This window comes from Arthrobacter koreensis, assembly GCF_009193255.1.
Classification (GTDB): domain Bacteria; phylum Actinomycetota; class Actinomycetes; order Actinomycetales; family Micrococcaceae; genus Arthrobacter_B; species Arthrobacter_B koreensis.
Genome location: NZ_WACG01000006.1, coordinates 1 through 15,589 on the forward strand (window position 1 = coordinate 1; position 15,589 = coordinate 15,589).

At 65.6% G+C, this 15,589-nt stretch carries 7 protein-coding genes; 1 reads left to right on the forward strand and 6 read right to left on the reverse strand.

Annotated features, from left to right (window positions below):
* Window positions 1–456: 456 nt before the first annotated feature.
* The 3 genes from glgB to GD628_RS12640 are packed head-to-tail and all read right to left on the reverse strand — an operon-like array spanning window position 457 to window position 8,056.
* Window positions 457–4,239 carry a 1,4-alpha-glucan branching protein GlgB gene (glgB, locus tag GD628_RS12630; RefSeq protein ID WP_152274975.1) on the reverse strand — a complete coding sequence of 1,261 codons (3,783 nt, stop codon included), beginning with the start codon at window positions 4,237–4,239 and terminating at the stop codon, window positions 457–459.
* Complete coding sequence (gene treS / locus GD628_RS12635) at window positions 4,236–6,005, reverse strand: maltose alpha-D-glucosyltransferase (RefSeq protein ID WP_091607993.1); 1,770 nt, start codon at window positions 6,003–6,005, stop codon at window positions 4,236–4,238. Before treS ends, glgB begins: the two co-directional genes overlap by 4 nt.
* A complete protein-coding gene (locus GD628_RS12640; protein ID WP_226802540.1) occupies window positions 5,999–8,056 on the reverse strand; it encodes an alpha-1,4-glucan--maltose-1-phosphate maltosyltransferase in 2,058 nt (685 codons plus the stop codon). Before GD628_RS12640 ends, treS begins: the two co-directional genes overlap by 7 nt.
* A gap of 191 nt (window positions 8,057–8,247) precedes the next feature.
* Between GD628_RS12640 and glgP the strand changes: the two genes are divergently transcribed.
* Entirely contained in the window at window positions 8,248–10,872 is a 2,625-nt protein-coding gene (gene glgP / locus GD628_RS12645) for an alpha-glucan family phosphorylase (protein WP_193313272.1), read from the forward strand.
* Window positions 10,873–10,890: 18 nt separating this feature from the next.
* On the opposite strand, the gene glgX is transcribed toward glgP, so the two are convergent.
* From glgX to cysS, 3 genes are all read right to left on the reverse strand, one after another.
* Window positions 10,891–12,999 carry a glycogen debranching protein GlgX gene (glgX, locus tag GD628_RS12650; RefSeq protein ID WP_152274977.1) on the reverse strand — a complete coding sequence of 703 codons (2,109 nt, stop codon included), beginning with the start codon at window positions 12,997–12,999 and terminating at the stop codon, window positions 10,891–10,893.
* Window positions 13,000–13,026: 27 nt separating this feature from the next.
* Window positions 13,027–14,013, reverse strand: a complete 987-nt coding sequence (gene rlmB / locus GD628_RS12655) for a 23S rRNA (guanosine(2251)-2'-O)-methyltransferase RlmB (protein WP_091608000.1) — start codon at window positions 14,011–14,013, stop codon at window positions 13,027–13,029.
* A 100-nt stretch (window positions 14,014–14,113) separates the two neighbouring features.
* On the reverse strand, window positions 14,114–15,559 hold the full coding sequence (gene cysS, locus GD628_RS12660; RefSeq protein WP_152274978.1) for a cysteine--tRNA ligase: 1,446 nt from the start codon (window positions 15,557–15,559) through the stop codon (window positions 14,114–14,116).
* Between the last annotated feature and the right edge of the window lie 30 nt (window positions 15,560–15,589).

Consider the following 15,589-nt stretch of genomic DNA (forward strand, 5'->3'; position numbering starts at 1 on the left):
GCCGCCAGCGTTCATCCTGAGCCAGGATCAAACTCTCCGTAAATGTTTTACAGACACACAACCGGAGCCAAGGAAAATTGGCTGCACAGTTCTGCACTAAATTCGAAACCAGCTAAAAAAACCATCCACACCCACGGGGTGGGCGGGACAGCCAATTCAACCAATTAAAATAATCGGTATCAATAAACTTGGCACACTATTGAGTTCTCAAACAACAGGCACATCCGGCACCGGGAGAGCTGCGATCCCTCGGGATCTTGCGCTCTCCGTCGCTCCGGAGCAACTTTTCTAGCTTAGTACCGCTTGGCAGTCCGTGTCAAACCGGCTGTTTTCGCGATATCCGCTGCGGATCTTGCGATCCCTCACGCTTCCCGGTTTCCCGTTCTGCGCGGATATAAACTCTAGCACGGTTTTGGGGAGGCGACGACCGACTCCCCAAAACCGTTCGAGCCGGGGCTACTTTCGGGGCGTGAGGTACAGCAGGCCGAGCGGCGGAAGCCGCAGCGAAGCCGAGGCCGGCTGGCCTTCGAACCCACCCTCCTGCGCATGCACTACCCCCATGTTGCCTACGCCCGATCCGCCGTATTCGACTGCGTCGGTATTCAGCCGCTCCACCCATTCCCCTGCCCAGGGCAGGCCAACCCGGATACCTTCGTGCGGGCTGCCTGAGAAGTTGGCAATACAGACCAGCGGGTTGCCCTGTCCATCCCAGCGGATAAAGGAGAGCACGTTGTGCGCGCCGTCGTTCTCATTGATCCACTGGAAACCGGAGGGTTCGTTGTCCCGGGCGTACAGCGCGGGGGTTTCCCGGTAGATGTCGTTCAGCTCGCGGACCAGCAGCTGCACGCCGCGGTGCTGCGGCGTTTCGGTGAGGTACCAGTCCAGGCCGTACTGCTCGGACCATTCTGCTTCCTGGCCGAACTCTGTACCCATAAAGATCAGCTGCTTGCCCGGGTGCGCCCATTGGAAGGCGAGGTAGGCGCGGACATTCGCCAGCTGCTGCCACCGGTCGCCCGGCATCTTGCGCAGCAGTGATCCCTTTCCATGCACCACCTCGTCATGGGAGATCGGCAGGAGGAAGTTCTCCGTGAAGGCGTAGACGAGGGAGAACGTGAGCTTCGCGTGGTGGTACATCCGGTTGATCGGGTCCTCGGACATGTACTCGAGGGTGTCGTTCATCCAGCCCATGTTCCACTTGAGCCCGAAGCCCAGGCCTCCGGTGTTCGTCGGCGCGGTAACGCCGGGGAATGCCGTCGATTCTTCGGCGATCATCACGATGCCCGGCACCCGCCGGTAAGCGGTCGCGTTGACCTCCTGCAGGAAGGAAATCGCTTCGAGGTTCTCGCGGCCGCCGAACTGGTTCGGCCGCCACTGGCCTGCCGGCCGGGAGTAGTCCAGATAGAGCATGGAGGCCACGGCGTCGACCCGGAGGCCGTCAATATGGAACTCCTCGAGCCAGTAGATCGCGTTGGCGACCAGGAAGTTCCGGACCTCGCGGCGTCCGTAGTCGAAGATCAGCGTTCCCCAGTCCGGCTGTTCCCCGCGCATCGGGTCGCCGTGTTCGTAGAGCGGCTGGCCGTCGAAGTTGGCCAGGGCCCAGGAATCCTTCGGGAAGTGGCCGGGCACCCAGTCCAGGATGACGCCGATTCCGGCCTGGTGCAGGGTATCCACCAGGTAGCGGAAATCGTCCGGGTGCCCAAAGCGGGCGGTCGGGGCGAAGTAGCTGGTGATCTGGTAGCCCCACGAACCGCCGAAGGGGTGCTCGGCAACCGGCATGAACTCCACATGGGTGAAACCCTGCCAAGTGACGTACTCCGCGAGCTGGCGTGCCAGTTCCCGGTAATCCAGCCCAAGCCGCCAGGAGCCGAGGTGGACTTCGTACACGCTCATCGGAGCGTTGTGCGGATCCCGCTCGGCGCGCGCGGCCATCCAGTCCTGGTCCTCGAACCGGTAGGTGGATTCGACAACCCTGGAACCGGTGAGTGGCGGAGCTTCGGTGCCCTTGGCCATGGGGTCCGCCTTCTCCCGCCAGACTCCGTCCTGTCCGAGGATTTCGAACTTGTAGCGGGAGCCCGGCTCTACGTCCGGGATGAAAATCTCCCAGACCCCGGAGCTTCCCAGCGAGCGCATGGCATGGACCCGGCCGTCCCAGGCGTTGAAGTCGCCCTCCACCCGCACGGCCCTGGCATTCGGCGCCCAGACCGCAAAGCTGACGCCGTCCACTTCGCCTAGGACCGAGTTGTAGTGGTGCGGGTTGGCGCCCAGTACGGTCCAGAGTTTTTCGTGCCGCCCCTCACCGATGAGGTGCAGGTCCATTTCGCCGAGGCTGGGCAGGAAGCGGTACGGATCGTCCACCAGGGCGGGCGGAACGCCGTCGTACGTCACTTCCAGCCGGTAGTCCGGCACCTGCCCCGCCACCGGCGCCGGCATGGTCCCAACCCAGATCCCGTTGTACTCGTGCTGCAGCGCCACCCGGCCCTCGGGCGTGACGGCAGTGACCCCGCTGGCCAGCGGCCGCAGCGTCCGGATCGTCACCGTTCCGTGGTCGTCCAGGTGGGCGCCCAGCACCGCATGCGGCTGGTAGTAGCTTCCGTTGGAGACGGCATCCAGGATGTCCTGCGCGACCGGCAGAGGCTCACCCGTCCCGGTTGCTTCCGCAGCGGTTGAGACGGCGGCATCCCCGGCGGCAGCGGTGCCCGACGTCGATGCCCCGGACTCGGGGGCGGTGCCCTGGGGCTGGACGGGCTCGGACTCTGGGGTTGTATTCACGTGGTTCGTTTCCTGTCCGTTCGGCGGGTTTTGCTGCAACCGGAGTTCTTCCAGCACCTGGCGGGCCGCCGTCGCCGGCACCTCGATCCAGGCCGGCCGGTTGCGGATCTCGTAGACGACCTCGTACAGGGCCTTGTCCAGCCAGAGCGCGATGTAGAGCGGGTCGGCGCGGTTGACCTGTGTTCCGGTTTCCTTTTCGTAGCCGCGCAGGAAGGCGTCGGCGGCGGCCTGGGCCCAGACGGCGGCCTGCACCCGGCGGGCGGTGTGCTCATCCAGGTCCTCCGGGCCGGTCCCGGAAGACCCAATGACCGCTACGGCTGCGGCGTAGTCGATTGAACGCAGCATTCCGACGACGTCGCGCAGGGCTACGTCCGGAAGGCTCCGTTCGGCTGCGGGGCGAAGCGGCTCACCCTCAAAATCCAGGACCGTCCAGCCACGGCCTGTCGAGTGCAGCACCTGTCCCAGATGGTAGTCCGCGTGGATGCGCTGCAGGCTGGGCAGGGACGGCAGCTGCTCAACGGTCTCGAGGAGCTTCTCGAAGGTCTCGTCATACGGACCCACGTAGCTGCGGGCTTCCTCCCACTCCCACTTCAGCCGGCGTATCAGGGAGGTGACGAACTCCTGCTGCTCGGCCGGCGTGGGCTGGTGTGCGCCGAAAGCGGCTTCGAGCTGGGAGTGGATCCGCCCCGTCACGGCGCCGAGTTCTTCGGCTTCGGCGGAGAAGTCGCGGCCGGCAACGGCGGCGGAGGACGCAGTGCGCCAGGCGTCCTCGCTGTCCGGGATGAATTCCCGGAGCACGCTCACGTCGCCGGTCACCCAGCTCCCTGCGCCGGTGTCGTCATACACGTCCTCCCAGCTGCCTGTGACCCACCCCAGGGTGGCGGGTACGTCCTGGGAACCGTGCTCCGTGAGCTTGGCGCTGACTACGACGTCGGGGCTCTCCCCCGCTGCCAGCACCCGGTAGAACTTCACGATTACCGGAGCCTTGCTGGTCGCCGCGATGACCGAGGTGTTGGATTGCTCGCCCTTCAGGACCCGGATGGCCAGGGTTTCAGTAAAGGCGTCCCAGTCGCCGAACCCGTCCAGCGCGTACCCGTGGGTGCGGCCGTCCAGCGAGCTGGCCTGCGAGCGCATGCTTTCAAGCCAGGCAGTGACGAACACGGGATCGGCAGTGGCGTCGTACAGCCACTGCCGGCCCTTGTCCGGATGTTCAACGATGCCCAGGAGCGACTCGCCGAGTTCCTCCACCGGGTCCGCCCGGGTGCTGACCGGCACGCTGATGACGTCCACCCGCCGGCCGGATTCAACCGAGACGAAGTGGACGTGCATTTCCACCGCGCCGTCGGGGTCTGCCAGTTCGATGCCGCCGACGCGGCGCAGGACCACATCCTTTCCCTTGGCCGGAAACCATCGCTGCCGGGGCAGCCAGGCAGTAAGGAGTTCGGGCAGGGTCGGGATGGTGTCTGTCATTTCGACGTGGCCTCCGGTGCAAGTATCAGCGGGATTGCTTCGGTCTGCGGTGAGCTGGTGTTCGACCGCGGCGAGCGCAGGCGGAGCCAGAAGAAGTCGTGGCTGCCCAGGGTCAGGGTCAGTGAACCGTCCTGCCCGAAGGCGGGGAACGGCGTTCCGCCAAAGGCGTCCCGCAGTCCCCGTTCGGCGAATTCGGGAAGCTTCACGGTGGCGGCTACCGGATGCTGGGAGAGGTTGAAGATGCAGAACATGGTCTCCCCCACCTCACCTTCGGGGTTATCCTCCGGCAGCTCACGCAGGAACGCCAGGACTGCCTCGCTGTCCGTGGGGACGTTGCGGTAGGAGCCCATGCCGAACGCGGGATGGGTCTTGCGGACCATGATCATCTGCCGCAGCCAGTGCAGCAGCGAACTTGAGCTGGCCAGCTGCGCCTCAACGTTGACGTGGTTGTAGTGGTAGACCAGCGACTGCACCACCGGCAGGTAGACCTTGCCCGGATCCGCAGTGGAGAAGCCCGCGTTGCGGTCCGGGTTCCACTGCATGGGGGTGCGCGAGGAGTCACGGTCTTCCAGCCAGATGTTGTCTCCCATGCCGATCTCGTCCCCGTAGTAGAGGAACGGACTGCCGGGCAGCGAGAGCAGCATCGCGTGGATCAGTTCAATCTCCGCCCGGGAGTTGTCCAGCAGCGGTGCCAGCCGGCGGCGGATACCGATGTTAGCGCGCATCCTGGAATCCGGCGCGTACCAGCCCAGCATGGCCTGGCGCTCCTCGTTGGTGACCATTTCCAGCGTCAGCTCGTCATGGTTCCGGAGGAAGGTGCCCCACTGGCTCCCCTGGGGAATGTCCGGAGTCTCCTCCATGGTCTGGACGATCGGTGCCGCCTTCTGGTCACGCAGCGCGTAGAACAGGCGCGGCATGATCGGGAAGTGGAAGCACATGTGGCATTCCGGCCCGGTCTCGTCGCCAAAGTACTCAACGACCTCGTGCGGCATCTGGTTGGCTTCCGCCACGATTACCCGGCCGGGGTAGTTTTCATCCACCATGGTCCGGAGGTCCTTCAGGAACCGGTGGGTGGCCGGCAGGTTCTCGCAGTTGGTCCCGTCCTCCTCGAACAGGTACGGAATGGCGTCTGCACGGAATCCGTCGATGCCCTGGTCCAGCCAGAAGCGCACGACGTCGAACACCGCCTCGACGACCTTCGGGTTCTCGAAGTTCAGGTCCGGCTGGTGGCTGAAGAACCGGTGCCAGTAGAACTGCCGGCGCACCGGGTCGAAGGCCCAGTTGGATTCTTCCGTGTCCACAAAGATGATGCGCGCGTCTTCGTACTTCTGGTCGGTGTCTGACCAGACGTAGAAATCGCCGTAGGGACCCTCGGGATCATTCCGGGATTCCTCGAACCAGGGGTGCTTGTCCGAGGTGTGGTTCAGCGGCAGGTCGATGATGACGCGCAGTCCGCGGGCATGGGCCTCTGCCACGAGCCGCTTGAAGTCGCTGATGGTGCCGAACTCGCTGAGCACGTCGTAGTAGTCGGAGATGTCATAGCCGCCGTCGCGCAGCGGGGACTTGAAGAACGGCGGCAGCCAGAGGCAGTCAACGCCGAGCCACTGCAGGTAGTCCAGCTGTGAGATCAGGCCGGTGAAATCGCCGTTGCCGTCTCCGTTCGAATCGCGGAAACCGCGGACCAGCACTTCGTAGAAAACTGCCTTGCGGTACCAGTTCGGATCGTTCGTCAGACCGGGCGCGTGCAGCTGGAACGGATTTACCATGCCGATCCCCTCCGCACAGCCAGGACGTGCGCCGGTTCATAGTGTGCGTCCAGGCGCACGTAGTTGTACTGCCCCCAGCGGTAGCTTGCGCCGCTGATCAGGTCGTCGACCCAGAACGTGCCGTCTTCGTTGAAGTCCTGCGGATCCAGATGCAGCGCATCAAGGTCCAGGGTTACGGTGCACTCGCGGGCACTGTGCGGGTCCGTGTTCACCACGATGATGAGCGTGTCCTTACTGCTTGGATCGGATAGATCAACGTGCTTGTGTTTGGAGTAGGCGACCGTGGCCTCATCAGTGCTCGAATGCACCGTAAGGTTCTGCAGGTCTCCGAGCGCCGGGTGGTCGCGCCGAATCTGGTTCAGCCGGGCGACGTACGGAGCCAGGCTGCGGTTCTCGGCTTCCGCGGCGGCAAAGTCCCGCTGCTTGTACTCGAACTTTTCGTTGTCGATGTACTCCTCGGCTCCCGGCCGGGCCACATGCTCGTAGAGTTCGAAACCTGCGTACATGCCCCACAGGGGGCTGGCAGTGGAGGCCAGCACGGCCCGGATCTTGAAGGCGGGCGGCCCTCCGTACTGGAGGAATTCGGTGAGGATGTCCGGCGTGTTCACGAAGAAGTTGGGCCGGAAGAACGCCGCGGTCTCATGGGAGACCTCAGTGAAGTACTCCTCGATTTCCTTCCGGGTGTTCCGCCAGGTGAAGTACGTGTAGGACTGCTGGAATCCAGCCATGCCCAGCGCGTGCATCATGGGCGGGCGGGTAAAGGCCTCCGCCAGGAACACCACGTCCGGGTGCTGCCGGTTGACGGTGCCAATGAGCCATTCCCAGAACCTCAGGGGCTTGGTGTGCGGGTTGTCCACACGGAAAATCTTCACGCCGTGGCTGATCCACATCAGCACGATCCGCAGGATCTCCCGGGAGAGCCCTTCGTAGTCGTTGTCGAAGTTGAGCGGATAGATGTCCTGGTACTTCTTGGGCGGGTTCTCCGCGTAGGCGATGCTGCCGTCTACCCGGGTGGTGAACCATTCCGGGTGTTCGCTGACCCAGGGATGGTCCGGCGAAGCCTGCAGCGCCAGGTCGATGGCGACTTCCAGTCCCAGGCCCGCTGCGGCCTCGACGAAGAAGTCGAAGTCCTCGAAGGTGCCCAGGTCCGGATGGATCGCGTCGTGTCCGCCTTCGGCGGCGCCAATCGCCCAGGGAGATCCGGGATCCTGCGGCCCGGCAACCAGGGTGTTGTTCGGACCTTTGCGGAAGTTGGTGCCAATCGGGTGGATCGGCGGGAGGTAGATGACGTCAAAGTTCATCCTGGAAACCCGGTCCAGGCTGCGGGCTGCCGTCCGGAAGGTGCCGGAGGTCCATGCAGCGGTGGCGGGATCAAAGGAGGCGCCTTCGGAGCGCGGGAAGAACTCGTACCAGGCGCCGCGTCCCGCACGGTCCCGTTCAACGTTGATGGGAAAACGCTGGGAGGCGGTCACCAGGTCCCGGATAGGCTCCCGGTCCAGCACCTGGACAAGTTCCGGACGGCTGGCCGCGGCGAGCCGCATGCCGGGATCCAGTGCCTGGTCCTCGAGTACCCGGGCAGTCTCCCGCAGCACGGCGGCGTCTTCCCCGTTCCTGCCTTCGGCGGCTGCAGTGAAGAGGACGGCACCTTCGGCAAGCATGAGCTCGACGTCGATTCCGGCACCGATTTTCACTTCGGCATTGTGGTGCCAGGTGCCAAACTGGTCAGCCCAGCCTTCCACCGTGAAGGTGTACTCCCCTGTCGTCGGAGGACGCAGGAACCCTTCCCAGCGGTCCAGGCCCTGCCCCACCGGATGCATTCTGCGGCGCTCGACTTCCTGTCCCTGCGGGTCGTAAAGCACGGCCGTGACTCCCACAAGGTCATGGCCTTCGCGGAAGACCGTGGCGCCGATAACAAGGTCTTCGCCCGGAACAGCCTTGGCGGCGAAGCGGCCGCACTGGATCACCGGGGACACGTTGAGGATCGGAATCCGGCCGAACCGGAGTTCCGCGGCGGGCTGGACATTAGATGGCAACGCGCTGGATGTGGTCACAGACTAGACGTTAGCGACAATCAGGGCAGATTGCTAAGGGCACGTACTTTTTGCCGCATCGTCACAGGTCAGGGCCTACATGCCCGGAATCCCCGCACGTCCGGGCGGGGATGGGAAAACTGGGGTTAAATCCCTGTTGCTTTTGGGTGACAGAGGACACAGCCGCGGCGTTCTGCGCTAGCCTAACGGGGGTGAAGGCAATCCGAAGGTTTACCGTCCGCACCGTCCTCCCCGACAGCATCGCGCCGCTGGCGAGACTTGCCGGCAACCTGCGCTGGAGCTGGCACCAGCCCACCCGGGAGCTGTTCAATGACCTGGATCCGCAGATCTGGGCGCAGAGCGGCCATGATCCCGTCCGCGCCCTGGGCATGGTCAGCCGCCAGACCCTTGAACGGATCTCTTCCGACCCTGACTTGGTAGGCCGCATCCGGTCCCTGGACGAAGGCCTGGAGCGCTACCTTACCGAACCCCGCTGGTACCAGTCCCTCGGTGAGGACGCTCCCCGCTCAATCGCCTATTTCTCCCCCGAATACGGCATCTCCGCCGTGCTGCCGCAGTACTCCGGCGGCCTGGGAATCCTGGCCGGAGACCATTTGAAGTCCGCCTCGGACCTTGGCGTTCCCCTGATCGGCGTCGGCCTGCTGTATCAGGCCGGCTACTTCAAGCAGTCGCTTTCCCGCGACGGCTGGCAGCAGGAGACCTACCCGGTCCTGGACCCCAACGGCCTGCCGCTGACCCTGCTGCGCGAAGAGGACGGCACCCCGGCACGGATCAGCATGCCGCTGCCCAACGGGCGGCACCTCATGGCGCAGATCTGGCGTGCCGACGTCGGGCGCGTTCCGCTGCTGCTCCTGGACGCGGACGTACGCGGGAACGACGACGCGGCGCGCGGCATCACGGACCGGCTGTACGGCGGCGGCGGAGACCACCGGCTCCAGCAGGAACTGCTGCTGGGCATGGGCGGTGTGAAGGCGCTGCGTGTCTTTGAACGCCTGACCGGAGCGCCGGCACCGGAGGTCTTCCACACCAACGAGGGCCATGCCGGGTTCCTCGGGGTGGAGCGGATCCGTGAGCTGATGGACACCGGGATGCACTGGGAGGAAGCGCTCACGGCGGCGCGGGCCTCCACCATCTTCACCACGCACACTCCGGTTCCCGCCGGGATCGACCGCTTTGACGTCGGCGAGGTGCGGCACTTCCTGAATGCGGGCCTGGCCCAGTCGGTGCCCACGAACAAGGTGCTCTCACTCGGCGCGGAGGATTATGAAGGCGGGGACCCGAATGTCTTCAATATGGCCGTGATGGGACTGCGCCTGGCGCAGCGTGCGAACGGCGTGGCCAAGCTGCACGGCCAGGTTTCCCGGGCCATGTTCTCCGGACTTTGGCCCGGGTTCGATGTCTCGGAGATCCCGATCACGTCCGTAACCAACGGCGTGCACGTGCCCACCTGGGTGGATCCGGAGCTGACCCGCCTGGCACAGGAGGAGTTCGGTGTCGGCACCGTGCATGACCGCGACTGGACCCGCGCCTACGAAGTCAGCGACGAGCGTTTGTGGGACCTGCGGCGCAGGCTGCGGAGCAACCTGATCGACGACGTCCGCCGCCGTGTCCGCGCCGCCTGGCGCAAGCGCGGCACCCCTGACGCCTCACTGGGCTGGACCGACGACGTACTGGACCCGGACATCCTGACCATCGGCTTTGCCCGGCGTGTCCCCACCTACAAGCGGCTGACCCTGATGCTGCGGGACCCCGCCCGGCTGAAGGCCCTGCTGCTGCACCCGGACCACCCGGTGCAGCTGGTGGTGGCCGGCAAATCCCATCCGGCCGATGAGCAGGGCAAGCGGATGATCCAGGACCTGGTGCAGTTCACCGATGATCCGGAGGTGCGGCACCGGATTGTCTTCCTTCCCAATTACGACATCGCCATGGCCCGCACCCTTTTCCCCGGCTGTGACGTCTGGCTGAACAACCCCATCCGGCCGCTGGAGGCCTCCGGTACCTCCGGCATGAAGTCCGCCATCAACGGTGGCCTGAACCTGTCCGTCATGGACGGCTGGTGGGATGAGATGTACGACGGCGAGAACGGCTGGGCGATCCCCTCGGCCAACCCCCGCGACGGCATCCACACCCGGGAGCTGTACACCGCGGACCAGCGGGACGACATTGAAGCCGCTGCCCTCTACGACCTGCTGGAGAATACGGTTGCTCCGCTGTTCTACGGCCAGGAGCCGTCCTCAGACGCCGGGTCTGCCGGTCCCTCGGAGGCCCCGGCGGACGCGCTGCCGCACGAGTGGCTTGAAATGGTGAAGCACACGCTCGCGGAGCTGGGACCGAAGGTCTCCGCCAACCGGATGCTGCGGGACTACGTCAACAACCTGTACCGTCCGGCCTGCCAGTCCGGCCGGGCTGCGGCGGCGGACCAGTACCGGGCGGCCAAGGACCTGGCGGCCTGGATCCTGCGGGTCCGGGATGCCTGGGGCGGGGTGGCCGTGGAGCATGTCGACTCCATCGGCATCTCCGACGCACCGCAGATCGGCGACCGGCTCACCGTCCAGGCCTACGTGAACCTTGGTTCGCTCAAGCCTTCGGACGTGGTGGTGGAAGCGGCCTACGGCAAGGTCTCCGAGGCGGATAACCTCAGCGACCACCAGCTCCTGGAGCTCAGCGTGGCGGAGGACCTCGGCTCCGGCCGGTACCTCTACTCGGGCGATATGCACATAGAACTGGCCGGGCCGTTCGGCTACACCGTCCGGGTTTTGCCGAACCACCCGGGGCTGGCGTCCAAGGCCGAACTCGGCCTGGTAGCCAACGCCTAGGCCGCTGCGGCCGGGACTTCAGATGCGGTAGACGCTGACGGAGTTCCCGGCAGCCCGGTCCTTCTCCCCGCAGGCCAGGCGGGCGCCCTTCCGGCGGCCGTCCGGGTCTGCCGTGGAAAACACCAGCTCGTAGAGGTGCCCGCCGTTCGCGGTCACGCCGGCTTCGTCCAGCGTCCGGCGGCCGGGGAGCACAATGTCTTCGGCCTCCAGGCCGCCGTTGATCACCACCAGGCCTGCGCGGTCGCCGCGTCCGGACCCGATGAGCAGCTGGAGCACCCGGCAGCCCGGGTCATGCCAGGCAGAATCGGTCATTGGCTCGCCCGCGGCGTCGAACCAGAGCAGGAAGGCATCCCGCGGATCAGCCGGGAACGCGTACGGCTGCAGGGACAGGAATTCCCGGCGCAGGCGCAGCAGCGCTGCCGTGGCGTCAAACATGCGCTGCGCGGTGTCGTCGTGGTCCCAGGACAGCCACGCGGTCTCATTGTCCTGGCAGTAGGCGTTGTTGTTTCCTTGCTGGGTGCGGCCGGTTTCGTCGCCGGCGGTGATCATGGGAATGCCGACGGAGAGCAGCAGGGTGGCCATCAGGTTGCGGGCAGTCTGTTCGCGGTGCCTGCGCACCTGCGGGTCCGGCGTCTCGCCTTCCACGCCGTGGTTCCAGCTGCGGTTGTGGCTTGAACCGTCACGGTTCTCTTCGCCGTTGGCCTCGTTGTGCTTGTGGTTGTACGCAGTGAGATCCGCGAGGGTGAACCCGTCATGAGCGGTCACCAGGTTCACGGAGGACAGCGGCGTGCGGCCGGAGCGGGCGAACAGGTCCGCCGATCCGGCAAGTGCGGTGCCCAGCCGGGCCAGTGAACCCGCCGGCGCCCCTGCCGCGAGGGTTGCCTGGTCCACCAGCCAGAAATCGCGGGCGGTGTCACGGAAGTGGTCATTCCAGTCAGCCCAGCCGGGCGGGAAGTTCCCGGTTTGCCAGCCGTCCGGACCAAGATCCCATGGCTCGGCAATCAGCTTGATCCCGTGCATCACTGGATCTGCGGCGAGGGCCACCAGCAGCGGGTGCCTGCGGTCGTAGCGGTTGTCGGCGTCCCGGGCCAAGGTGGGTGCCAGGTCGAAACGGAATCCGTCCACGTGGTACTCGCTGACCCAGTAGCGCAGCGAATCGAGAGCCATCTGGATGACGCGAGGTTCGCTGAAGTCCAGGCTGTTGCCGCAGCCGGTGGTGTCAACGTACCGGCCCTCGGCGTCATGCCGGTAGTAGGTCTGTTCGCCCAGGCCGCGCCAGCACAGGGCTGGTTCGTCCTGCGTGCCTTCGGCCGTGTGGTTGTAGACGACGTCGAGAATCACTTCGATCCCGGCAGCGTGCAGGTCCCGAACCATGGTCTTGAACTCGTCCTGCACAGCCTGGGGGCCGGCGGCCTGCGCCGTCGGGGTGGCATAGTCAAGGTGCGGGGCGAAGTAACCCAGGGTGTTGTAGCCCCAGTAGTTGCTCAGTCCCAGGTCCTGGAGGTGGCGTTCGTCAATGTGGAAATGGACCGGCAGCAGTTCCACCGCGGTGATGCCCAGTTTCTTCAGATACCTGATCGTTTCGGGATGGCCCATTCCTGCGTAGGTGCCGCGCAGGTCTTCCGGAAGCGCCGGGTTCAGCTTGGTCATGCCTCGGACGTGCGTTTCGTAAATCACAGAATCGCGCCAGCGGGTGTGCGGCAGCTCGTCGCCGTTCCAGTCGAAACGGTGTGACGTGGCGACGGAGAAGTACAGCGGTTTTCCCCCCACCCGTTCGACTGTGTCGATGCCGCGTCCGTAGGGGTCGAGCAGCAGCTGGAAAGAACCCGGCTCGGCCGGCAGGGCTGTTCCATGGCCCCAGAACCCGTAGCGGATTCCAGGGCGCAGTCCCTCCACCCGGCCGTGGTGCACCCCGGCCGAGCGCCCGTCCAGGAGGGTGGAGCTCCACTGCCCGGGCTGCTCTTCGAACCAGACGTCCACGGCCTCCAGCCCGGGGGCGTAGACGGACACGTTGACGGCGCCCGGAACCTCCGGGACGCCGGCCACGCTGTCGTGGACTCCCAGGGGAAAAGCCCGGGAGACCCGTTCAGAGGGAGTCTGCCTACCTCCGGTTACGACGTTTGCCATGCTGCCTCTTCCGGCGCCCCGCTAGGTTCAGGCGGAACGCTGACGTGAAACTTCGTACAGGGTGATCCCGACTGCCATGGAGGCGTTCAGGGATTCCATGGCCGAGTCGATCGGGATTGAAACGATCTGGTCGCAGTTTTCGCCCACAAGACGGGACAGGCCCTTGCCCTCGGAGCCCACCACGATGCAGACGGGTTCCTTGGCCAGTGCCAAGTCCGGAAGCGAAACGTCGCCGTCGCCGTCCAGTCCGAGGACAAAAATGCCCATCTTCTTGAAAGTCTTCAGCGTGTTATTCAGGTTTCCGGCGCGTGCCACGGGAACCCGGACGGCTGCACCGGCGCTGGTCTTCCAGGCCGAGGCCGTGACGCCAACGGAGCGGCGCTCGGGAACGATCACGCCGTGGGCGCTGAACGCGGACGCGGAGCGGATGATCGCGCCGAGGTTGCGGGGGTCGGTGATTCCATCCAGTGCCACGAAGAGCGGGGCATTGGCGATGTGGCCCTTCTTCCAGGCCTGGAGGGTTTCCTCGGCGAGGTCGATCGGATCAGCGTATTCATACGGCGGGATCTGCAGGACCAGGCCCTGGTGGACGGCCTCGTTGGTCATGCGGTCCAGTTCGGGCTTGTGCGTTTCCATAACGGGCAGTCCGCGTTCCGCTGCCATTTTGAGGGATTCGCGGACGCGGTCGTCCATGTCGATGCGCACGGCCACGTGCAGGGCCTTCGCCGGGATCCCGGCACGCAGGGCTTCGACTACCGAGTTGCGGCCGGTGACCACTTCTTCGGCGACCTTGCCGCGGGCAGGAGCGTTGCGGCCGCCGGAACGCTGTCCGCCGTGCTTGGCGGCTGAGCGCTCGGCCAGCTGCTTGTTCTTGTATGCCTTGTGGTAGGGCCGGTCTTCAGCCTTGGGGGTGGGTCCCTTGCCTTCGAGGGCTTTGCGCCCGAGGCCGCCGGTGCCCTGGCTGGGGCCCTTTTTGGCTTTGCGAATCGCGCCGGGTCGTCCGTGGTTGGCCATGGGTAATACACCTTAAGTAGAAGAAAGCACTACTTCTAGTCTACGCAGGCCATCCAAACCTGTGTGCGCAGCCCGTGAGGTGTCAGCCCAGGGCTGACCGCTACCGGTGTTCCAGCGACCAGACGGCGCCGTCTGCCGTGTCTTCGACGACCACGCCGGCCGCGGACAGGGCGTCGCGGATGGCGTCCGCACGGGCCCAGTCCTTGGCGGCACGGGCCTGGCTGCGTTCAAGCAGGCGGTCCTGGATCAGGCTGTCCAGCGCTGCGTGCTCCGGTCCGGCGGACGTGCCCGCGGACTGCACCGCGTCCAGCCCCAGGACGGCGGTCATGGCGCGGACCTGGAACAGTGCGGTACGGACTGCATCAAGGTCCGACGCCGCCAGCGCAGTGTTGCCGGCACGTACCGTTTCGTGCAGCACGGCAAGGGCCTGCGGCACATTGAGGTCATCGTCCATGGCAGTACCGAACGCTTCGGGAAGGTCCTGCGGACCGGCGGCCGCGCCGTCGTTCCCCGCCTTGGCCGCAGCCTTCGCGATGAACCCGTCGATGCGTTCCACCGCTGCCGCGGCTTCCTGCAGCGAGGTGGGACGGTAGTCCAGCACGGAGCGGTAGTGCGCCTGTCCCAGGTAGTAGCGCACCACGCGCGGAGACGCTTCGGCGAGCATCTGCGCCGGGCTGATGGTGTTGCCGATGGACTTGGACATCTTCTCGCCCTCGAAGGTGACCATGCCGTTGTGCATCCAGAAGTTGGCGAAGCCGTCACCGGCTGCCTGGGACTGGGCCATCTCGTTCTCATGGTGCGGGAAGCGCAGGTCAAGGCCGCCGCCGTGGATGTCAAAGCGCGGGCCGAGGTACTTGGTGACCATGGCCGAGCATTCAAGGTGCCAGCCGGGACGGCCGCGTCCCCACGGGCTGTCCCAGGCGGCGGTCTCCGGATCGGTGTCCTTGTGGCCCTTCCACAGTGCGAAGTCACGCGGATCGCGCTTGCCGCGGGGATCGGCGTCGGGCGCTGCCTGCATGTCGTCGATGTTCTGCCGGGTCAGCGAGCCGTAGGCCGGCCAGGAGCGGACATCGAAGTACACGTCACCGGAGTCGTCCAGGGCGGGGTAGGCGTGCCCGGCGTCGATCAGCCGCTGGATCAGCGCGTGCATCTCGGGAATATGGCCGGTGGCGCGCGGCTCGTAGGTGGGCCGCTGGACACCCAGCGCATCATACGCGCGAGAGAATTCCTGCTCGAAGCGGTAGGCCAGCGCCCACCACTGTTCGTCGGGGACGACGCCGTCGGCGGGCTCCGCGCCTACTGACGCTGCCGCCTTGGCCAGGATCTTGTCATCAATGTCCGTGACGTTGCGGACGGTGGTGACGCGGAAGCCGCGGGCCTGGAGCCAGCGCGTGAGCTGGTCGAACGCGATCGCGGAGCGGATATGCCCCACATGCGGCAGTCCCTGCACGGTGGCACCACAGTAGTACAGGCTGACCTGCCCCGGAACGAGGGGCTCAAAGTCCCGGACCTGCGCGCTTGCTGTGTCATAGAATCTCAGGCTCACTGCTCTAGGCTACCGTGTGCCGCCCGCCGG